This window comes from Polyangium jinanense (assembly GCF_028435265.1).
Classification (GTDB): Bacteria; Myxococcota_A; Polyangia; order Polyangiales; family Polyangiaceae; genus Polyangium; species Polyangium jinanense.
In genome coordinates this window covers 56,553-76,051 of the sequence record NZ_JAGTJK010000028.1, presented here as the reverse complement: position 1 = coordinate 76,051, position 19,499 = coordinate 56,553, and the positions used below count along the sequence as shown (strand labels likewise).

Sequence of the window (19,499 nt, the reverse complement as noted above, 5' to 3'; positions counted from 1 at the left end):
GCCATCGTTGAGCATGAGGGATGGGAGTTGCTCCACGGAATCAACCTCAATGCTGCCCCCTCTTTTACGAGGTTCCACATTGTGGCCATGCCCGAACTTCGTGAAGCCGCTATTCGACGATGCACCGAGCTCCGGCTCTGCTCCGGAAACGGGACGGAGAAAAACCCATCACCCGATCCCGGGGCGCGCCCTGTCTTTCGACACACGTCCGGGACTGCGAGGACACGTCTCATGACTCAGTTCGGAAGAACAGCAGGAGCTCGAGAAGTCGTTCCCTCGGCATCCCGACGCGGAGCTCGAACTCCCAGTCTTCCAGAGCCTGATCGGTCTCCCGCAATGCCGATCTGATGATGGCCAGATCGTCGACGGACATCAGAACGCGAACCGAGTCAGGACCGAGTCGCTCGATCTTTCTATTCATGATCACTGAAATAGTTGATCCGCCAAGGGACGAGAAGGGCGTCGCGAGGTGGCAGGGCGCGCCGCCCCTACCGGGTCCGGGCATCCGGAGCCGCGGCAAACGGCTTCGCGAGGTTCGGCGAGACGTGGGGCGGAGGCGTCGGGGCAGGCGTGTGCGAGGGCGCGAAGCTCGCCGCGCGCGGGGTCGAAGGTGTCGAGGCGGCGGGTGCAGACGCGGAGCACCTCCTGCAGATGTCCTCGCGGTCGGCCTCGACGTGGGTCCAGCGGCGGAGCCAGCGCAGAATGTCCGGGCGGAGGGCGAGGAGCTGCGGGAGGAGTTCGTCCGGGCGAACGGTGGGGGGAGAGGGACACGGGAGCGGCATGCTCATACCCAGGGTCTGCGCAGGCGGGGGTGGAAAGGGTTCACAGAGAGGGAGAAATAAAGCCTCCGTGAAATTCTTCACCGATCCGATGCGCGGGCAACATGGGGGATAGCGAGAAGTTTGGAGCCTTGCCCTCGTCGTGTATCTTTGGCAGCCCTCTCACGGAACAGGTCATCATGAAGTGTTCTTCCCTCATGCTCCTCGTGCTCCTGCTGGGGGCTTGCGGCGGTTTCCTCCCGCACCCCCAACAGCCCTATCGGTTCACCGCCGCATCGGCAGACGGCGACCCAGCGGACGTCGTGGCCCGCCACCTGGCGAGCGAGGGGTACTCGCCTGCCAACGTGGACAAAGAGGTCGGGCTCGTGCAGACCCAGTGGCAAGACACGGGCTTGGGGTACGGCTTCGTGCAGGACACACCGGCCACGCTCGTCCGGCGTTTCACAGTTACCATCGCCCGTACCGCGAATGGGAACGACATCTTGCTTCGAGCCGACCTCCAACGCTGCCCGAAGGGCAGATTCACCATCGACAGCACCGGTGTCCGTGGTCCATGCGTGGCTGCGGAAGAGCACTACGAACAGAATCAGCAGGAGCTCGACGGGCTCGGCGCTCGCCTACGAACTGCCTTGAACGGCAAATAGCGAAACGTACAAGCTTCATCGCGGCCCGGGAGATGGCGTGAGGACCGGAGCTACGATCGTGGGCAACGGTGGCAGCACGATAGGTCCCGTCGGAACCGGGATGTTCCCCTGGATCACCAAGCCGTTGGGCCCCGTGATGACGAACCGTATCGGCTCGACCGCAGAGGGGGGCGTCGAGGTTGGTGGAGCCGACGGTGGAGGCGGCGACTTCGAAGCCGGCGTCGCCTCGGGCTTCACGACCGGCGGTGGCTGCGTCGCAGCCGGCACGATCACCGGCTCCGGCACGGGACGCACGACTGGCTCCACCGACGGCGCCAGCTCCGGCGTCACCTCCTCCGCCTCCGGCCGGAGCTCGAACGGCGCAGCCGGCAACCCGATGACGGACACCCCGAGCCCCATCCGCAGGGCCTCCATCGACGCGGCCCGCGGAGGCGTGAGCACGTAGACGCTGACTGCGGTGAACGTGGCGCCGACGAGCGAAAGAAGGGTGAGCCGGGCAGGAGTCATCTTCGGGGCGGCGATCGTATCAGATCCGCACCGCAAAGGTTTGTCAGCGTCCACCTGACAAACCGTTACGTTCGGGACGTCGACTTGAGCAGGACCGGAATCCGGAGCGACGAGCGAGCCAGCCAGCCATGACCTGTCCCAAAGCGGAGAGGCCCGATCTCCCCGAGATCGGGTCTCTCACCAAACCAGAATCAGCGCAGCGCTGACTTCAGGGCATGATGACGAGGGTCTCGGACTCTTCCTCGCCGCCGAAGCGGGCGGTGATTGTGACCGTTCCCTCGTCGATCGCGGTCACGAGGCCGTCAGCGGAAACGGTAGCGGTCGCTGGGTCGCTCGAGATCCACTCGACACGGGCGTGCCTGGACATATCCCCGTCCGACGTCCCGTCGGAATACGTCACCTTCAGCGTGTACTGAAGCGTCTCGCCCTTCTTCATCGAGCTCGTGTCGGGGGTGAGATCGAGGTCCGAGACCGTCTTGTTGTCCAGCTCGATGTCGTCCGCGTTGTCATCGCCGCAACCGACAGCGGCAACCATCGACATCGCTGAGAACGCCATGGCGAAGAGCATGCAATACGATTTCATTTTCTTTGCTCCTGGGGGGTTACCCACCCTTTGATGTCCGGCGGTTCGCCATACACGTCGTGTGCCGACGTCGAAGCGGCATTTTTCCGCCCACGGATGTGCAACTTGTGCCCGGAAATTACGACACGAAAATCTTTCATGGTATTCCTTGCAGCAAGCGCCTCTTATGACGGATCCCAACGATCTCGCATATAATGGCAAAGATTCGTTTGTCAGCGTGCACCTGACAAAAACGGTTACGTTCTGGACGTCGACTCGAGCAGGAACGTCACGAGGATCCCGAGCAGATTGAATGGTACCCCTGGCACTTGCGCCTTCCGCGGCGGCTCCGTAGTCCCGACCCAAGCCCGGAGATGCCTCGCGCTGAGCTCGGGCACGACGCGGACGAGCTGCGCCGCGTGGGCAAGCGCGTCGATGTCCGCGCTCGCGTAGGAGTACACCCACAGCGCGCCCTCGCGCGTGACGACGGGCCGATCGACGGAGCCGGCCCGATCGAGCTTCCACCCCGTCGCCATACGCAACACGCGCGCCGTCGAGCAAAAAGCCTTCCCCTTGCCATGATGCGTGCGTGCCATCTGCCAGCAGATACGCGCTCGCCCGCACCCCCCGAGGTAAAGCCCTCGCACCCGCTGGCACCCGGCCGAATACCCGATGAGCGCAAGCCGCGACACCTCGCGCACCCCCGCCCGCTGGTGCGCGAACTCCAAGAGCTCCCCCATCATCGGCCCCTTCGCGACGCCATCCGCCACGATGCACGGCCGCGGCCCGAACGCCGCGCGAAGCTTCGGATCGAGGTTGACCCCGATCAGAAACGCCAAAACGAGCGGCCTCGGATGCCCTTCGCCGGCCTGCACGAGCCGAAGCGCCACGGCTACCTCCGCATGGTGATTCCGAGAGCCACCTGACCGAGGCCCGTGCTTTCACCGTTGGCGAGCTCGTGAAACTCGATGTCCTCGCCGTAAAAAAACCGGAGGATCGTCACGTAATCATATCCCTGGGCGGCCAACCAGTGCGCACAATGCTGCCCCAGACAGCCGCGGGTCCCAGGGTGAGAGCGCAATGACAAACTCGTCGGAATGACGTCACGCCCTCGCCGCCCGGCGTTGTAGGTCACCCATCGCTCGGTCTCGTCGGATCTGGACCATGCGACCCATCCGGATTCCAATACGCCCCCGCGACATGATTTGCGAGGATCATTCGCCCCTGGTAACGCAACACGATGCCCCGCGTCCGCGTCGCTGCCTTGACGTAGCCCTCGCCGGAATACCGCGAGAACACTTGAAACTGCGGCCCGCTCGGGATCGATGTCGTGCGTCCCAGCGTCGGCCGGTCGCGCATCGCCCGGAGCACGAACGTTCGTGCGGCGATGGCGAGAGCGGCTTTCGCCTTCGGATGCGCGTGCAAATGCTCACCCGCGACTATCCGCGGCACGTATTCGAGCTCGAGCGAGAGCCACCCCGCGGTCGTGAGGATCCGCTCGGGCGCCTCGGTATGCTCCTCCCCGATTGGAATGCTCATTTCTTCAATCCATGCCGAACCACGAAGATCCTGCAATCCGTTACCGGTGACGTGCCCGGATGCAACCAGACCCGCGCCGTCGCGCGCCCCGCACCACTCCAGAAGCGAACAGCCCATCGTTCGACGGGACTCGGGTACTTCGCCATCGCCACGACCTGCCGCTTCTGCACGAGGGGCCCCACGATCACCACGGGCAGACTGACGAGCAACCGTTCCTTTCCGAACACGACGTCGCGAAGCGTGAGCGTGGCGGAGACCTGCCATTGCGGGGGAGGCTCGTCCCCCACCAACAGCGGCGGATCCATGATCACGATGCAATGTGTCGATGCGCCTCCCCCGCTGCCGTCGTCGAACCTCCCTCGCCTCCCGAGAAGACGTTCACCGACGTCATCACCGAGTACCGCGCGACCTTCATGATCACCGATCTGAAGGTCACGACCCGGCGAGGCTACGAGTCGGTCCTCGAGAGCACCCTGCTCCCGAGGTTCGGCCCGCAGCCGATCTCGAGGGTTGATGGCGCCGCCGCGGCCGCCCTCGATCTCGACATGTCGAAGCGGGAGCTCGCCCGAGCCACCCGCAACAACACGCAGATCGTCCTCCGGTCCGTGCTCCGGTTCGCCAAGAGCCGCGGCTACGTGGCGGATCGACCGGCGAACCTGCCGAAGCTCAAGCCGTTTGACGAGGGCATCCTGGAGATCCCCTCCGACGAGCAGATCACCAAGCTGCTCAGGACCGCCAACGAGCTCCATCGCCGCGCCTTCGCGCTCATGGTGTTCGCCGGGCTACGCCCGAACGAACTTCGTGCTCTACGTCGCAAGGACATGAAGCTGCGGCGGGAAGGGGGCGCCGCGATGGGAGGCGTCCTCGGCATCCGGGAGGGCCGGTCCCACGGCGAGGTGCACACGCCGAAGACCGGGCAGCGAGAGATCCCGATCGCCCCGCAGCTCGCGCCCCTACTCGCTCTCGTCGAGGAGGGGCCGCGAGACGGATACGTCGCTCTGAACAAGCGAGGTAAGCCGTGGGGCCAGTACGGACTCGACCAGGCGTTCAAGCGGGTCGGGCGGCGTGCCGGGCTTGAGGAGTGGTCGGTGTACTGTCTCCGACACTACGCGATCACCAGCTGGCTCCGCGCAGGCATCCCTGTCCACGTTGTCCAGCGGATGGCAGGTCACAAGCACCTGGCGACCACCCAGAGGTACGTGCACTTCATGAAGCAGGACCTCGAAGAGGCCGCCCGGCGCATGGCACAGGCTCAAGGGCTCAAGGAGGAGTCGTGGTAACGCGCTGGTAACAGCGTGGTAACGACCCTCCGGACCAACCCTGCGGGTGATCATCCTCGCGAGGTCTAACCCCGCGGAATCACCCAAGAAACGCCTGGAGCCGCCTTCGAGATTTGAACTCGAGACCTACGGTTTACGAAACCGTTGCTCTACCGCTGAGCTAAGGCGGCGTTCCCGTCGAACGGGCGCGCAGTAAAACCATCTTCCGCGTCGCTTGTCAACGACTTTTTTCAACCCCCCTCCCAACGCCCCCAACCGCCCACCGAACGCCTCCCCCAATCCCCTCCCCTCTCCGCCGCAGCCTCACCCCTTCCCCACCCCCAGCATGCTCAGCCCCATGCACACCACCAGGGCACCAAGCTCCAGCCGCTCCGCTCTCCGCTCATCGAGCACCCGATCCCGCAGCCACAATCCCACCACGTTGCCCCCCATCACCGCCACTGTCAGCACCGTCGCTCGCACCACCGTCTCCTGCGTCATCATCCCGCCGAGCCCGTACGCCGCCACCCGCCCCGCGTGCAGCGCCACCGCCGCCGCGGCGATCGTCCCCACGAAACGCTTGCCGGTCAGCCCCGCCGCCATGAACAGCGGCCCCACCAAGAGCCCCGCTCCCCCCGCCGTCGCGCTGATCGCCCCGATCCCCAGCCCCGCCGGCGTCATCGCCGCCGCCTGCGGCCTCCACGTGAACAGCCCGAACGCTCGCCCCAGCGCCGCCGCAGTCATCGCCAGCATCAGCCATCGCAGCACGCCCTCCGGCATCCACGCCACCATCAGACCGCCCAGGAAGCTCCCGGGCACTGCGCCCCAGGCGAACGCTTTCGCCGCCTCCCGGTCGAACTCCTCCCGCAGCAGCCACAGCCGGTGCAGGTTGCCGAAAAGCATCGCCGGCGCCGTCGACGCCAGCGCCGCCGCCGGGCCCCACACGAGCGACAGCCCGAGCAGCAGCAGGATGCCCCCGCCGAGCCCCGCCATCGTCGTCAGTATGCCCGCAAGAACCCCGAAAACCGGGAGAAGCGCCAGCATCGCTTCACCTCCTCACGGCCAGACGTAGGGGCTGCTCCGCCATCGGACCAATCGATTGTTCGGAAGGCTGTGATAACTTCGGCTGATGCTGGATGCCCTTCGGCATTTCGTCCTCATCGCCGAACACGGGACGTTCACGAGGGCCGCGCGGCATGCGCACCTGTCGCAGCCGGCGCTCACGGCGTCCATTCAGCGGCTCGAAGAGGCGTTCGGCGCGCGGCTCCTCCATCGGGACCGCGCCGGGACGAGCCTGACGGCCGCCGGACGTGTTCTCCTGCCACGTGCGCTGCACATCCTCGCGGCCATGGGTGATGCCATGCGCGCCGTGGCCGAGGTCGAGGGGCTCGAAGCCGGCGAGGTGCGGCTCGGCGCCGGCGCGACGGCGTGCACGTACCTCTTGCCGCCCACGCTCTCGGCGTTCCGGGCGACGCATCCCGGAGTGCGCTTTCGTCTCCGTGAAGCGACGACGGCCGAGGTGCTCGACGCGCTCGAACGCGGGGAGATCGATCTCGGCGTGGTCACGCATCCCGAGGGAGAGCCCTGGATCGACGATCAGCTCATCCTCGTCGCCGCGCCGGGCCTGCCGGCGGAGGGCGCTCCTTTCGTGACGTTCGGCCGGGGCTCGACGACACGCGCCCTGCTCGACCAGCATTTTCCGGACGCCGACGTCGTCATGGAGCTCGGGAGCATCGCGGCCGTGAAGGGGAACGTGCGCGCGGGGATCGGCGTGGCGCTCGTGAGTCGCTTCGCCGTCGAGCACGACCTCGCCCTCGGTCGGCTCGTCGAGGTGCCGCACCCGGCGACGCCCATCGTTCGGCCCATGCACATCGTGCATCGCGGCGAGGATCGCCTGCCCCCCGCCGCCGCCGCGCTCCGGCACCTCCTGCTCGCGCGCCGCGCCGCGCGGGCGAAGCGTTGACCCTCTATTCGAGGGCGCCCGCGCGCCGCAGACCGTGCCGCTGGAGCAGGCGGTGCAGGTACATCCGGTCGAGCTGCGCTTTGCGCGCCGCGCGGCTCACGTTGCCATCGGCCCAGGCGAGGAGCGCCGCCAGGTAGGCACGCTCGAACTGGTCGATCATCGTGTCCTTCGCGGTCTTGAAGGGCACCTCGATGTCGACGGCGCCGGCGCTCGGGGCGGGCTTCTCTTGCGACGAGCTCACGCCTTCCTCCTCGTCGCGGAAGCTCGGGGCCTCGGTCTCCAGCACGACGCGGCGCTCCACGTGGTTGCGGAGCTCGCGCACGTTGCCGGGCCAGTCGTACCGCGACATCTCCGAGAGCACCTCGGCCGTGAAGAGATGCGCCTTGTCCGTCGCCTCCAGCGCGGAGAGGAAGCTGTTCACGAGCAGCGGGATGTCCTCGATGCGCTCGCGCAGGGGCGGGACGCGCACCGTGACCACGCTGAGCCGGTAGTAGAGATCCTCGCGGAATCGGCCGAGGTTCACCTCACGCTCGAGCCTGCGGTTCGTCGCGGCGACCACGCGGACATCGACCTTGCGGGACTGGTTCTCGCCCATGCGGCGGATGTCGCGCGACGCGATCGCGCGGAGCAACTTCGGCTGCATGTCGAGCGGTAGCTCGCCGATCTCGTCGAGGAAGACCGTGCCTCCGTCGGCCGCCTCGAACGCGCCGATGCGGTTGCGATCGGCTCCCGTGAAGGCACCACGCACATGACCGAAGAGCTCGCTCTCGATCAGGTTCGGCGAGATCGCGCCGCAGTCGACGATCACGAGCGGTTTGTTCGCGCGGGGGCTTCGGCGCACGATCTCCGTGGCGATGAGCTCCTTGCCCGTGCCGCTCTCGCCCTCGATGAGCACGTTCGCGTCCGTCTTCGCGACACGCTTCAACAGATCGAAGAGGCGGCGCATGCCGACCGAGGCGCCGAAGATCGAGCCGAAGCTCGGCGCGGCGGGCACGTCGGCCGAGGCCGTCGCGTGAAGCTCGCGCACGCGCACGATCGACTCGCCGAGCTCGATCCGGCACTCGGGCAGCGGCAGATCCGCGTCGCGGATGCGCACACCGCCGATGCGCGAGCCGTTCAGCGAGCCCGTGTCGATGATCCGGAAGCCCCCGACGCCGCGCGCGATCCGGCAGTGGAAGCGCGACACCATCGGGTCGGTGATCACGAGATCGTTGCTGGCGTGCGAGCCGATCCGGAAGAGCTCGCCTTCGAGCACGACGACGCGCTCGGTCGCCTTGCCCGCCTCGCGCTCCACGCAGAGCTCGATCCGCGGGATCATCACGGGGTCCGAGAACTGCGGCGTGGTCTCCGAGTTGCGTCCGAGGCCGGACGCGCCGGGCGACAAAGACGGATCACTTCCGAACGGGGGCCTGTTCATTTCGCCCGCCTACTCTAGCCCATGCACGCGCCCGAGGTCTTGGGGTGCCGTCAGGGATCCAGCGGAAAGTGCAGCATCGAGGTGGTCTGCCGACAGCTCAGTCACGCCGTCACGAGCTCGTAGACCTTCGTGGCCGCGCTCCGGCCGGTGAGCGCACGCTCGCCGAGGGGCGAAAGCTCGAACGTGCCGCTCGCCACGAGCGCGCGTGTGGCCTCCGCGACGAGGACCTGGTTCGGGCGGGCGATCGCCTCGAGCCGCGCGGCGACGTTCACCACGTCACCGATGACGGTGTACTCCATCCGCTTGTCCGAGCCGATGTTGCCCACGAGCACCTCGCCCGAGTTGATGCCGATGCCGAGCTCGATGGTCGTGCCGTAGCGCTCGCGAAACGACTCGTTCGCGGTCTCGAGGAAACGCATCATGTCCTCGGCCGCTGCGAGGGCGCGCGCCGCGTGATCCTCCTGGGCGACGGGCGCGCCCCAGACGGCCATGATGCAGTCGCCGATGAACTTGTCGACGGTGCCGCCGTGGCGGAAGACGACCTCCGTGAGCACCGAGAAGAGCTCGTTCAAGAGCGTGACGACCTCCTCGGCCGGCCTCGTCTCCGCGAGCGGGGTGAAGGCGACGACGTCGGCAAAAAGCACGCTGACCGCGGCGCGACGGCCTCCGAGGGCGAGCTCGTGCCGGCCGCTCACGATCGCCTCGACGAGCTCCTTGCTCAGGAATCGGCCGAGATCCGCGCGCTGACGGGCCTGGCGGGCGATCTCGATCTCGCTGCCTTCGAGATCGGTCGCCATGCGCGAGAGCTCGGTCGTCAGCGTGCCGATCTCGTCCGTGCGTGACGAGGTGAGCGAAAGCTCCCGCCAGCGGCGCTCGCCGACGAGACGCGCTTGCCCCGCGAGGTGCACGATGGGCCGCGCGATCCAGCGCGCCGAGAAGGCCGCCGCCGCAAGCGCGAGCAGGGCCGCGCCGAGCGCGACGAGCGCGCCGCGACGCTGCATGGCCGAGAGCACGGCGAACGCGTCTTCTTCACGCCGCGCGAGCGCGACGCCCCAGCCGAGGCCCGGGAGGAAGCGGACCACGCCGATCATGTCCGCCCCGCTCTCCGCGCGGTACGGCGCGACGCGCACCACGCCCACGACGCCGGGGTTCTCCTTGGAAAAGCCCGTCCAGAGCGGGTGGTTCGACGTGTCGGCGAAAGCCCCGATCTCGGGCATGCCGTGGGATGCGACGCTGCGCCGCGTCGCGTCGACCACGACGAGGCCGACGGCGCCGCCGAAACGACGGCCCGCGATGTCGTCGATCTCGCGCTGGAGATCGGCGACGTCGAGCGTGGCCGTGACGTAACCGCGTGCCTTCGTGCCCGCGCCCTCGACCGCGGGGATCGGCACGACGAGCAGGCCCTTGCCCGACCCGAGCAGCGAGACGCCCATGCCGTGCTCGTCGGCGGCCCTGCGCGTCTCGGGCGTCGAGGCGGGCACGTCGACGCCCGCGGCGACGTCATCCCCTTTCTGACGCAGCACCGTGCTCACGCTGCGCTCGGGGACCTCGAAGCGGACGGCGCCGAGCTCGCGGCGCGTGCCGAGGGTCGCGCGCACCGCGTCGAGCCCATCGCCCGCGCCGGCGGCCGGCTTTCCGTTTGCGGCCTGATAAAGCGCGAACGCCACGGCGTCGGCGTCGACGCGCACGCCTTCCACGTGACGCATCGTGGCGCGCTCGAGCTCCTCCAGCACGGCGGCCTGGAGCTGCTGCTCGCTCGTCTGCACCGCCTGGCGGTTCACGGAGAGCAAAAGCGAAACGACCGCGCCGACGGGCACGAGCCCGACCGCGGCGAAGAGCAGGAGCGCGCGTGCGCCGATGGAGCCGAGCTTCACTTCGCGGCGCCTTCCTTCCAGCCGGCCTCGCCGAGTGGTGTGCGGCGGAGGATCTGAAACTCCACGCGGCGGTTTTTCGCGCGTCCTTCGGGTTTGTCGTTGCTCGCGACCGGCCTGCGCGGACCGAAACCACGCGCCTCCAGCCGTCGCGCATCGACGCCGTGATCCACGAGCCAGCGCACGACGGCCACGGCGCGCCGCTGCGACAGCGTGACGTTCGCCCGCTCGGCGCCGACGTTGTCCGTGTGGCCATCGATCGCCACGCGCGCGATCTCCGGGTGCTGCGCGAGCACCGAGCCGACCTGCTCCAGGAGCGCGTAACTCTCCGGCGCGATCACGTCGCTGCCCGTGGCGAAGTTGACCTCCTGCAGGATCACGATCTGCGTGCCCTCGACACGCACGGACGCGGGGCAGCCGGTGATCTTGGGGTCCGCGTTCACCTCGCCGCGCTCCTTGGGGCAAGCGTCGACGGCGTCGGCGATCCCGTCGCCATCCGTGTCGAGCGCGCAGCCGAAACGCGCGGGATCCGCGCTCGCCACGCCCGGTTCATCGGGACAGACGTCGTCGGCGTCCGCGATGGCGTCACCGTCCCGATCGGGCGGACAACCGGGGCGCGCGGCCGTGGGCGTCGCGTCGCCGGCGCGGTCCGGGCAAACATCGTTCGCATCCGGAACACCGTCGCCGTCGGCGTCCGGCGCCGCGGCGGCATCAACGCCCGACCCGTTTTTCCCTTTCGGGTTCGCCTTCGGATCCCCCGCCGAAGCTGAAGCGCGTGCGTTCGTCGCGCCCTCGGCCTTCGCCTGCGCCTTCTGCGGCACGTCGAACGAAGCACCGACGCTCGCCACGAGCCGGAACGTCGGCGTCCCGACGCCGGCCGTGAGCCCGGGCCCGCCCGCGAGGCCAAACGACAGCGGCCCCAGGGTGGCGCGCCCCCCGAGCAACAACTCGATGTTCGTCGTCCCGCGCCCGAACGGCGCGGCCTCCACGGTCACCGTTGATCCGTAGAGCTCCCCGTACGCCGAAAACCGGCCGAAACGCCCGGCGATCGCGCCTCCCGCGACGAGCTCTCCGCCGAGCAGACCGAGCCCGCTGCGCGTGTCCTGCACGCGCCGCCCGAGCGCGATCGAGTAGGAAAACCGGCCCATGTCGGCCCCCACGACGATCGAGGGCATGTGCCGCACCTCGCCCGTGCCCGTGAACGCGGTCTCGTCGCCCGTCGGCACCCAGACCGCGTAGACGAGGCTCGCCGCGGGGATCGCGCCGCGCTGGGGCAAGAGCACGAGGCGCAAGCCCAGCCGCAGATCGTTCATCGCGGCGCCCTCGGGCGAGCCGTACGTGACTTGTGTGCCCGGCGGCAGCGCGGAGACGAGGCCCGTGATCGAAGGCGAATCCCCGCCCTGCGCGAGCGTGACGGGCACGTCGAGATCGAACTTCAAGAACCGATGGATCTCGATCGCGGCGAGGACGTGCCCGGTGAGCTGATACGAGACCACCTCGCCGGCATCCTGCGCCGCATCGCCCGACCCCACGCGGAGCGAAAGCGGCGAATCGGCGTACGAGAACACGAGCGCGGCCGAGGTGCGGAGGTCGCCGGGCACGTCGGCGCGTGGCACGGCGAAAAAACCGTCGCCTGCGGGAGCGGGTTCGAGGCGCTCCAGCGCGGTCGCCGTCTGCGCGCTCGCCACGGCGGGTGCGAGCCACACGGCGCCCGCACACGCGAGGGAGCGGAAAACCCGGGCGACCATGGGGTGCGACGCTATGGCAGAGGGCGCGAGGGGGCAACTCCAAACGAAGCGGGAGGAGGGCGCGTCCGCGGGAAGACGCGCGGCCCTCGCCATGCGCCACGAACCGCGTCTATGCTGGCGACCGTGCCCGCGGTTCGGCGTGGCGCGTCTTCGGAGGAATGGGCATGCGGACAGTCGTGAAAGGAGCCTTGGCCGCCCTGGCCCTCGTGCTCCTCGCCCCGCGCGCCCACGCCGACACGCCGCCGCCGCCCGGCTTCCTCGAGCCCATCGTGCACTGGGGCGTGCAGAAGGGCGAGACGTGCGAGGACATCGCGAAGGTGATGTACGGCGCGGCCGTGCACGTTCCGCTCATCAACCGCTACAACCGCGTCGACTGCACGAGCCGCAAGCCCTTGCCCGAGGGCATCACGCTGATCCTGCCGAAGGGCGTCACGAGCGTGCCCGACGCGCGCGTCAAGTCGAGCCACCCCAACGTGCGCGGAAGGCCCTCGGGCGGCGGGTGGGACACGGTCGCGACCGGCACCGCGCTCTACCGCAACCACAACGTCCAGACGATGGACGAGGGACGCGCGCACATCGAGTTCCTCGACCACACGCACGTCTTCCTCGCGCAGAACACGCTCGTCGTGATCTACGGGACCGCGGGCAAAACGCGCGTCTCGAAGACGCCGCCGACGGTCGAGATCGAGGCGGGCGAGGTGCAGGCGGGTTTGTCCGCGCTGCGCGGCGAGCCCGCCGAGGTCGCCGTGCCCGATGGCGGCGTCGTCCGCGCCGAGTCGAGCGACACCGTCGTCGAACGAAAGAAGGCGCGCACCACGGTGGCGGTCTTCGACGGCAAGGCCGCAGTCCAGTCGGGCGGCAAGACCGTGACCGTCCCGAAGAACTACGGCACGCGCTTCGAGGGAACGGCGCCCCCGGCCGCGCCGCGACCGCTGCCGCCCGCGCCGCGCTGGGAAGACGGTGGATCGCCGTCCGTCGTGCTCGCGCCCCCGGGCACGGCCGTCCTCACCACGAGCTGGAACCCCGTCGAGAAGGCCAAGGCCTATCGCCTCGAAGTCTCGCGCGACGAGGGCTTCCACGATCTCGTCGTGCGGGAAGAGATCCCCGCCGAGGTCCGCTCGTTCCGCGCCGAGAAGATGCCGCCGGGCCTCTACCGCGTGCGGGTCCGGGCCATCGACGTCGAGGAGTACCTCGGCGTCGCCTCGGACGTGCGCACCATCGACGTCGTCGCGGCCGAGCTCCGCGGCGAGGGTGCGCGGTTCGAGGGCAAGACCGTCACGGTGAACCCCTACGGCGTCCTCGCGCTCACGGCCTCGAGCCCGGTCGAGGTGGCCCTCGACGAAGGACCGTTCGGCCCGCCGCCCGCGCAGATCGACCTCCTCAAGCAAGCGCCGAAGACGCTGCGCTTCCGCACGAAGAGCGGCCTCGAAGAGCGGATCACCCTCGTCCCCACGCCCGTCGTGTCGACGCCCGAAGCGACGTTCGACGAGACGAAGCGCGAGATCCGCGTGCGTGTCGCCACGAAGGGCCTCGGGGAGATCGACGTCCCGAAGCGCGTCGCGCCGCGCCTCCGCATCCGCCTCGGTGAGCGCGTGGAGACGGTCCCGCTCGCCGTGGCCGAGGGCGGCGCGCTCCTCGCGTCGATCCCGGTCGGCGAGGCGCACGGCGAGGCGCGGCTCGACGTCCTGGATGCTCGCGGAAAGGTCCTCGGCACGACCACGGTCCTCGCCCCGGACAAGCCCCCGCCGCCTCCGCCGCGGCGCCCGGTGTTCCGCCCGCTCGGCGCGTGGCTGCCGCCCTTCCGCCCCGCCGGCGTCACGGCCGTGCCCTGGACGAGCCCGACGGCGCCCACGGCCGTCGGCCGCGGCCTGAGCGCGGGCAGCACCGCGAATGGCCCGGTCTTCCAGGCCAATGGTCGCGTGAGCGGCTCGTTTGGCCCGCTCGGGCTCGACGCGCTCATCGTCACGACGCCTTTCGAACGCGCCGACTCCGTCCAGATGCCGGGCAGCGTGCCGACGGAGGACATGGCGTGGCTCGGCGCGCGCTATCGTGTCCTCCAGCGCGGCGCATCCGAGCTCGAAATCGCGCCGCTCTTCCGTATTGGATTGCCGCTCGAAAATCAGCGCGACTTGATGTTCGACGTGGGCGCTGCCGCCGGCGGCGCGAAAGGCCGCATGACGTGGGTCGCCAATGCGGGCGCTCGCTTCATGCTGGAAGAACCCACCGCGCAAGTCCCCTGGGTGCAGCCGTATCTGCTCATCGGCGCGACGTACGATCCATTGCGCTGGCTCCGGGCGTATGTCGTCGCCGACGCGCACGTGCTCGCCACGATCGGGCAAAACGGCACGGTCGTGGTTCCTTATGGCCTGACGGCCGGCGTCGAGGCGGGCGGATCGGTTTTCCTCGCGCTGTCCGGCTGGGTCGGGCGGGCGGAGAGCGTCACCTGGCAGGCGGCGGGCACGGTGACCGGATCACTCGGATTCCGCCTGGAGGGAGAAACCCGATGAGCGACGACGACGACGATCGTTCGCCGTCCAAACCCATGCGCGTCAGCGTTCGCCCGCCCGGAGCCGACGACCTCGACGAGCTCGAAGCGCAGCACCACACGACGCTGCAAACCCTTCCCTCGCCGCAGGCCGCCCCGCGTATGCCCGCGCTCCCGAAGGAGCGCGGCGGCGGCGCGCACGTCGGGCTCGTCCTCGGGGGCAAATACCGCCTCCTCGCGCGGATCGGCTCGGGCGGCATGGGCGAGGTGTACCGCGCCGAGCACGTCACCTTGCGGATGCCGGTCGCGGTGAAGCTGCTTCATTACAACATCGCGATCGAGCCCGACTACGTGCGGAGGTTTTACCGCGAGGCCCGGGCCGCGACGCTGATGGATCACCCGAACGTCGTGCGCGTCATGGATTACGGCGACGACGACGGTTTACCCTTCCTGGTGATGGAATACCTCGTCGGGGTCACGCTGCACGCGTGGCTCCGCGACCGGGACGCGGCGCCGCCGCTCACCGACGTGCGGGACATCCTCGGCCAGATCCTCGACGCATTCGAGGTGGCGCACGCGCGGGGCATCGTGCACCGCGATCTGAAACCGGAAAACGTCTTCCTCACGGACCTGGGGGGCAAACGCCTCGTCAAGATCCTCGATTTTGGTCTCGCGCACGTGGAATTGCCCAAGGAGGACGACCAGGGCTCGACGCTCACGAAGCCCGAGGCCGTCGGCGGCACGCCCGAATACATGAGCCCCGAGCAATGCCATTCGCTCGCCGTCGGCCCCTCGACGGACATCTATGCGATCGGGTGCGTCTTGACGGCGATGCTGCAAGGGAGGCCGCCCTTCCTCGGGAAAAACTCCATCGAGATCATCTCGGCGCACCTGTTCTTGCCGCCGCCGCCGCTCGCGCGCCCGACCGGTTCGGAGGCTGTGCCGCCGCTGCTCGAAAAATTGCGCCTCGAAATGCTCGCCAAGCAGCCGGAGCGGAGGCCGGCGAGCGCGGCGATCGTGAAAAAGCGACTGGAAGACGCACTCGATCCACAATCGCTGGCGACGCAGCTCGTCACGCGCAAAGGGAACGAGCCGCTCGGCGGCCGGGAGTCGCGCGCCCCGCAATGGGACGGGCAACTCGCCCGCGCCCATGATTCGACCGATCCGGGGCACGGGCTCACGGAGGTCGGCTGGATCCGCATGGCCAGCGCATCGGCCGTCGATCCTGCCTGCATCACGGGCCTCGCGTCGCAAGGCATTTACCTGGTGCCGCTCGAAGCCCTCGACGAAAACGACCGCGCGAAGCTCGGCGTCGTCCTCGTCGACGCGGGGAGCGACATCGACGGCGCGGCCGCAAAGCTCGCCGAGCTCGCACGCATCCTCCCGCAGGCGCGGGTCCTCGTGTGCGCCGCATCGCTCACGCCCGAGCGCATGACACGGCTCGTCTCGGCGGGCGCGGCCGACGTGGCGAACGCCCCCGCGAGCCCGGACGGGCTCGGCAAAAAGATTGGTCGGATCCTGCGGCGGGGGCGGTAAGACCCCCCCGGATCGCGATGTCAGTCTTGCGACCCGCGCGGCCCCCGGCAGAGGGTGCCGACGGGCTAGATCTCACGGCTTTCGCCCAGACTGGACCTCGCGGCCAGGATTTTGCACACGCGTCGCGGCGCCGATGGCACCCGTCAGCCCGGACACGGGCGCGGCGGCTTTACCTTCCTTGGAGACACCATGAATCTGCTTCGCACCGTTCGTCATAGCGTCAGCATCCTCGCCACTGCAGGCCTCCTCTCGCTGCTCCTCGCCGACAGCGCAGAGGAACTGTGTGCGCAATCGTCCTTCGACCGCACCTTCGACATCACCACGACCTGCGGCGGTGACCTCAGCGGCCGCATCCGCATCAACGGCTCCATGCAGCCGGGCGTGAGCGATGAAACGGCGAGCCTGTCGGTCACCAAGGCCTCGGGCGACGTCGCCCCGGTCGCCGGGGGCGTGGTCGGTGCATGCAGCGATGAGGACGAGCCGTTCGTGAGCACGGGGGTCACCCTCAAGCTCCCGATTTCCACGGCCGAGGAGACGGGCGCCGGGGGAGGCGGCGGCGCTGCGGGCGGCGGGGGGGCCGGTGGCAGCACGAGCAGCGGCTCGGCGGGCGGCGCGGGGGCGCCCGGCATCGTGGCCACGTGCAGGGTCGACTTGAAGACGCAGCTCGGAAAGGACGTGGCGTGCACCATCGACGGCGGCGACACGTGCACGGTACGCCTCACGGCCGCGCAATGAGCGACGCTACGCGCCCGCAAGGGCTCGCCGCATGGATGGTGCTGAGCTTCCTGGGCGGCGCGGCCGTGATGAACGGGGAAATCGCCGCGGGCAGGCTGCTCGCGCCGCACCTGGGTACGAGCACCACGACGTGGGCGATGCTCATCGGCACGGTGCTCGGGAGCCTCGCGCTCGGCAACCTGCTCGGCGGCTGGCTCAGCGCGCGCGGCGCGGCCTCGCAGTGGATCGTGCGCCTGATGCTTGCGTCGTCGCTGCTCTTCGCGGCGCTGCCGCGCGTGGTGCCGTGGGTGCTCTCGTCGAGCCTCGCGCGCTTCCGCGCGGGGGGCGCCTCCTCGCTGGGGATGCTCGCGGCCATCACAGCCCTCGCCATCGCGCTCCCCATCGGCTCGCTGGGTGCACTGCCCCCGCTCGTGATGCACGCGGCCGGCAATGCGGGCGACGGTGAGGCGACCGGGAAACTCGGTCGCCTCGCCGGGCGGCTCTCGGCGCTGGGGACCCTCGGGAGCCTCGTGGGCACGTTCGGCGCGGGGCTCGTGCTCCTGCCTTGGCTGGGGACACGCGCGACGTTCGACGTGGCCGCGGTGCTGCTCTCGGTGAGCGCCGCGGTCTTCGGCTTTCGCGCCCGCGCCCGCCGCGAGGCCATCGTCGGGCTCTCGACCTCGACGCTGACCGTGGCTCTCTCCTTCGCGCCGCTGTCCACGCCGTCGCCCGCGCATGGGCGGCTGCTCTGGGCAGGCGAGTCGCGCCACAACCACATCGCGGTAGTCGAGCGCGGCGCCGAGCGGCAGATCCGGGTCAACGACGGATTCGCCGTGCAATCGTTCGCGCGCCTCGACGGCGAGCTGCCCGTGCGCGACGTGTGGGCCTACTACGCCATGGCGCCGAGCTACGGGACGCGGCCCAATCCAGAGCGTGTGCTGCTCCTCGGGCTCGGCGGCGGCACGTCGGCGGAGGTGTTCCGGCGGCTCTACCCGGCGGCGGCGGTGGTGGGCGTAGAGCTCGATGCGGCGGTGGTGGAGGCGGGCCGCAAGTGGCTCGGTTTCGAGTTACCCGAGGCCTCGGTGATCATCGACGACGCACGCCCCTTCCTCGAAGCCGAGGCCCAGCGCGCGCCGGGGACAAAGGACGTCATCGTGCTCGATGCGTTCCAGTTCCCGTACGTGCCCTTCCAGCTCGCGACGGTGGAGTTCTTCGCGGCGGCGCGGCGCTGCCTTTCACCGGGCGGCGTGCTCATGGTGAATGCGGGCCGTCACGGCGAGGAGCGCGGCGTGGTGCACGCGCTCGCGCGCACGCTCGCGCAGGTCTTCCCGCACGTGCAGGCGGCGGATCCGCCAAGCCGCTCGAACACGATCCTGGTGGCAACCGAGCACGCGCCCGCCGAGGCAGTCGGGGTGGCGGGGCTCTCGGTCTCGGCGCGGACGGCCGGCGTGCTGCGAGATCTCGCCGCGCGCCACGCCTCGATGCAGCCTGCGGCCTGGCCTACGGACACGCCGGTGTTGACCGACGATCATGCGCCGGTCGAGTGGCTCACGGACAGGATCGTCTGGCGTGCGCTCTGAGCCCCAAAAGCTCGGCGACGTCCCAGGCCGGGCGCTGCTCCACCCATGGTCATACCTCGCGGCGGCAGCGCTCGCGTTCAACGTCTTCTGGCTGCGACGCAAGCATCCGGGGGTGGTGAGCGGCAAGCTCTCGGATCTGGCAATCTGCTTTCTCTTGCCGGTATTCCTGGTGGCCGCAGCGGAGTGGCTGCTCACGCTTGCGCGGCTGTGCGGCGGCCGCGTGGGGCCGCGCGTGGGCCCCCGTGGAATCTGGCTTTCGTGCGGCGTGAGCGTGGCGTATTTCGTGCTGTTGAAGACGTGGCCCGCGTTCACGGGCGTGCACCGGGCGCTGCTCGGGGTGCTGGATACGCCGTTCGGCGGGGGGAGATCGTTCCGGAACCTGGCAGATCCAACGGATCTGGTGGCACTCGTGATGGTGCCACTCAGCGCGTGGCATCTGGTGCGGGTGGCGGAACGTGAGGACGTCTAGACTTCCGGACCTCACCCACCCCAACCCTCCCTCTCCACACCGTGGAGAGGGAGGGAGTTTCCGGCTCGATCCAGCGCCTTTCGCCCCCTCTCCGCCGCGCGCAGGTCCCTCGACCTCCGTCATCGGTCTTCGACCCCGTTCCCGCAGGTCGCGGGACCTCCCGGATCGGTGTGGGAACCCGTCCACGCAGGTCCCGGGACCTCCCGGATCGATGTTGCACTCCGTTCGCGCAGGTCCCGGGGACCTCCCGGATCGATGTTGCGCTCCGTGCGCGAAGGTCCCGGGACCTCCCGGTCGATGTTGCGCTCCGTTCGCGAAGGTCCCTCGACCTTCCCGAGCTGTGTCGGGTCGACGCCGCTGCGCTGGGGCGTTGCCCCAGGCCCCAGCAGGGGCTGTCCGCCCCTGCACCCGGACCAGCCAGGGGCT

At 69.3% G+C, this 19,499-nt stretch carries 18 protein-coding genes and 1 tRNA gene; 8 read left to right on the top strand and 11 right to left on the bottom strand.

All coding sequences use genetic code 11. The features are described from left to right. Positions 1-229: 229 nt before the first annotated feature. Positions 230-421 carry a hypothetical protein gene (locus KEG38_RS35580; RefSeq protein WP_272424827.1) on the bottom strand — a complete coding sequence of 64 codons (192 nt, stop codon included), beginning with the start codon at positions 419-421 and terminating at the stop codon, positions 230-232. 537 nt (positions 422-958) lie between these two features. Between KEG38_RS35580 and KEG38_RS35575 the strand changes: the two genes are divergently transcribed. Beyond that, positions 959-1,423: a hypothetical protein gene (locus tag KEG38_RS35575; RefSeq protein ID WP_272424825.1), complete on the top strand. Its 465-nt coding sequence runs from the start codon at positions 959-961 to the stop codon at positions 1,421-1,423. 15 nt (positions 1,424-1,438) lie between these two features. On the opposite strand, the gene KEG38_RS35570 is transcribed toward KEG38_RS35575, so the two are convergent. From KEG38_RS35570 to KEG38_RS35550, 5 genes are all read right to left on the bottom strand, one after another. Further along, positions 1,439-1,930 carry a hypothetical protein gene (locus KEG38_RS35570; protein ID WP_272424823.1) on the bottom strand — a complete coding sequence of 164 codons (492 nt, stop codon included), beginning with the start codon at positions 1,928-1,930 and terminating at the stop codon, positions 1,439-1,441. A gap of 208 nt (positions 1,931-2,138) precedes the next feature. Further along, positions 2,139-2,498: an Ig-like domain-containing protein gene (locus KEG38_RS35565; protein ID WP_272424821.1), complete on the bottom strand. Its 360-nt coding sequence runs from the start codon at positions 2,496-2,498 to the stop codon at positions 2,139-2,141. A gap of 251 nt (positions 2,499-2,749) precedes the next feature. Beyond that, on the bottom strand, positions 2,750-3,382 hold the full coding sequence (locus tag KEG38_RS35560; RefSeq protein ID WP_272424820.1) for a hypothetical protein: 633 nt from the start codon (positions 3,380-3,382) through the stop codon (positions 2,750-2,752). A 241-nt stretch (positions 3,383-3,623) separates the two neighbouring features. Then, the gene (locus KEG38_RS35555) at positions 3,624-4,031 is read right to left on the bottom strand and encodes a SpoIID/LytB domain-containing protein (protein ID WP_272424818.1); all 408 of its coding nucleotides are present in this window, start codon (positions 4,029-4,031) and stop codon (positions 3,624-3,626) included. After that, entirely contained in the window at positions 4,028-4,336 is a 309-nt protein-coding gene (locus KEG38_RS35550) for a hypothetical protein (protein WP_272424816.1), read from the bottom strand. Before KEG38_RS35550 ends, KEG38_RS35555 begins: the two co-directional genes overlap by 4 nt. Positions 4,337-4,348: 12 nt before the next feature. Here KEG38_RS35550 and KEG38_RS35545 point away from each other — a divergent pair, with 12 nt between their 5' ends. Beyond that, positions 4,349-5,311, top strand: a complete 963-nt coding sequence (locus tag KEG38_RS35545; RefSeq protein WP_272424814.1) for a tyrosine-type recombinase/integrase — start codon at positions 4,349-4,351, stop codon at positions 5,309-5,311. 95 nt (positions 5,312-5,406) lie between these two features. Here the strand turns inward: KEG38_RS35545 and KEG38_RS35540 are convergent. Both KEG38_RS35540 and KEG38_RS35535 read right to left on the bottom strand, forming a co-directional pair. Then, a tRNA-Thr gene (locus tag KEG38_RS35540) sits at positions 5,407-5,481 on the bottom strand. Between the two features lie 133 nt (positions 5,482-5,614). Beyond that, a complete protein-coding gene (locus tag KEG38_RS35535; RefSeq protein WP_272424812.1) occupies positions 5,615-6,334 on the bottom strand; it encodes a TSUP family transporter in 720 nt (239 codons plus the stop codon). Positions 6,335-6,419: 85 nt separating this feature from the next. On the opposite strand from KEG38_RS35535, the gene KEG38_RS35530 reads away from it, so the two are divergent. Beyond that, positions 6,420-7,253 carry a LysR family transcriptional regulator gene (locus KEG38_RS35530; protein WP_272424810.1) on the top strand — a complete coding sequence of 278 codons (834 nt, stop codon included), beginning with the start codon at positions 6,420-6,422 and terminating at the stop codon, positions 7,251-7,253. A 4-nt stretch (positions 7,254-7,257) separates the two neighbouring features. Here KEG38_RS35530 and KEG38_RS35525 read toward each other — a convergent pair whose 3' ends face one another. The 3 genes from KEG38_RS35525 to KEG38_RS35515 form a co-directional block, all read right to left on the bottom strand. Next, positions 7,258-8,670: a sigma 54-interacting transcriptional regulator gene (locus KEG38_RS35525; RefSeq protein ID WP_272424808.1), complete on the bottom strand. Its 1,413-nt coding sequence runs from the start codon at positions 8,668-8,670 to the stop codon at positions 7,258-7,260. A gap of 101 nt (positions 8,671-8,771) precedes the next feature. Further along, positions 8,772-10,544 (bottom strand): adenylate/guanylate cyclase domain-containing protein, encoded by a 1,773-nt coding sequence (locus tag KEG38_RS35520; protein WP_272424806.1) that lies wholly within the window; start codon positions 10,542-10,544, stop codon positions 8,772-8,774. Continuing rightward, a complete protein-coding gene (locus tag KEG38_RS35515; RefSeq protein ID WP_272424804.1) occupies positions 10,541-12,289 on the bottom strand; it encodes an OmpA family protein in 1,749 nt (582 codons plus the stop codon). The genes KEG38_RS35520 and KEG38_RS35515 overlap by 4 nt, the downstream gene beginning before the upstream one ends. 164 nt (positions 12,290-12,453) lie before the next feature. On the opposite strand from KEG38_RS35515, the gene KEG38_RS35510 reads away from it, so the two are divergent. From KEG38_RS35510 to KEG38_RS35490, 5 genes are all read left to right on the top strand, one after another. Beyond that, positions 12,454-14,796 (top strand): FecR domain-containing protein, encoded by a 2,343-nt coding sequence (locus KEG38_RS35510; RefSeq protein ID WP_272424802.1) that lies wholly within the window; start codon positions 12,454-12,456, stop codon positions 14,794-14,796. Then, positions 14,793-16,310 (top strand): serine/threonine-protein kinase, encoded by a 1,518-nt coding sequence (locus tag KEG38_RS35505; protein ID WP_272424800.1) that lies wholly within the window; start codon positions 14,793-14,795, stop codon positions 16,308-16,310. Before KEG38_RS35510 ends, KEG38_RS35505 begins: the two co-directional genes overlap by 4 nt. Positions 16,311-16,499: 189 nt before the next feature. Further along, positions 16,500-17,045, top strand: a complete 546-nt coding sequence (locus KEG38_RS35500; RefSeq protein ID WP_272424798.1) for a hypothetical protein — start codon at positions 16,500-16,502, stop codon at positions 17,043-17,045. Beyond that, the gene (locus KEG38_RS35495; RefSeq protein WP_272424796.1) at positions 17,042-18,604 is read left to right on the top strand and encodes a fused MFS/spermidine synthase; all 1,563 of its coding nucleotides are present in this window, start codon (positions 17,042-17,044) and stop codon (positions 18,602-18,604) included. Before KEG38_RS35500 ends, KEG38_RS35495 begins: the two co-directional genes overlap by 4 nt. Beyond that, positions 18,594-19,073: a hypothetical protein gene (locus KEG38_RS35490; protein ID WP_272424795.1), complete on the top strand. Its 480-nt coding sequence runs from the start codon at positions 18,594-18,596 to the stop codon at positions 19,071-19,073. Before KEG38_RS35495 ends, KEG38_RS35490 begins: the two co-directional genes overlap by 11 nt. Positions 19,074-19,499 lie beyond the last annotated feature (426 nt).

What these genes read in the sequence shown, in the direction of transcription:
- KEG38_RS35580 (WP_272424827.1), bottom strand. Translation starts at nt 421, where the DNA reads ATGAATAGAAAGATCGAGCGACTCGGTCCTGACTCGGTTCGCGTTCTG.
- KEG38_RS35575 (WP_272424825.1), top strand. Translation starts at nt 959, where the DNA reads ATGAAGTGTTCTTCCCTCATGCTCCTCGTGCTCCTGCTGGGGGCTTGC.
- KEG38_RS35570 (WP_272424823.1), bottom strand. Translation starts at nt 1,930, where the DNA reads ATGACTCCTGCCCGGCTCACCCTTCTTTCGCTCGTCGGCGCCACGTTC.
- KEG38_RS35565 (WP_272424821.1), bottom strand. Translation starts at nt 2,498, where the DNA reads ATGCTCTTCGCCATGGCGTTCTCAGCGATGTCGATGGTTGCCGCTGTC.
- KEG38_RS35555 (WP_272424818.1), bottom strand. Translation starts at nt 4,031, where the DNA reads ATGAGCATTCCAATCGGGGAGGAGCATACCGAGGCGCCCGAGCGGATC.
- KEG38_RS35550 (WP_272424816.1), bottom strand. Translation starts at nt 4,336, where the DNA reads ATGGATCCGCCGCTGTTGGTGGGGGACGAGCCTCCCCCGCAATGGCAG.
- KEG38_RS35545 (WP_272424814.1), top strand. Translation starts at nt 4,349, where the DNA reads ATGTGTCGATGCGCCTCCCCCGCTGCCGTCGTCGAACCTCCCTCGCCT.
- KEG38_RS35535 (WP_272424812.1), bottom strand. Translation starts at nt 6,334, where the DNA reads ATGCTGGCGCTTCTCCCGGTTTTCGGGGTTCTTGCGGGCATACTGACG.
- KEG38_RS35530 (WP_272424810.1), top strand. Translation starts at nt 6,420, where the DNA reads ATGCTGGATGCCCTTCGGCATTTCGTCCTCATCGCCGAACACGGGACG.
- KEG38_RS35525 (WP_272424808.1), bottom strand. Translation starts at nt 8,670, where the DNA reads ATGAACAGGCCCCCGTTCGGAAGTGATCCGTCTTTGTCGCCCGGCGCG.
- KEG38_RS35515 (WP_272424804.1), bottom strand. Translation starts at nt 12,289, where the DNA reads ATGGTCGCCCGGGTTTTCCGCTCCCTCGCGTGTGCGGGCGCCGTGTGG.
- KEG38_RS35510 (WP_272424802.1), top strand. Translation starts at nt 12,454, where the DNA reads ATGCGGACAGTCGTGAAAGGAGCCTTGGCCGCCCTGGCCCTCGTGCTC.
- KEG38_RS35505 (WP_272424800.1), top strand. Translation starts at nt 14,793, where the DNA reads ATGAGCGACGACGACGACGATCGTTCGCCGTCCAAACCCATGCGCGTC.
- KEG38_RS35500 (WP_272424798.1), top strand. Translation starts at nt 16,500, where the DNA reads ATGAATCTGCTTCGCACCGTTCGTCATAGCGTCAGCATCCTCGCCACT.
- KEG38_RS35495 (WP_272424796.1), top strand. Translation starts at nt 17,042, where the DNA reads ATGAGCGACGCTACGCGCCCGCAAGGGCTCGCCGCATGGATGGTGCTG.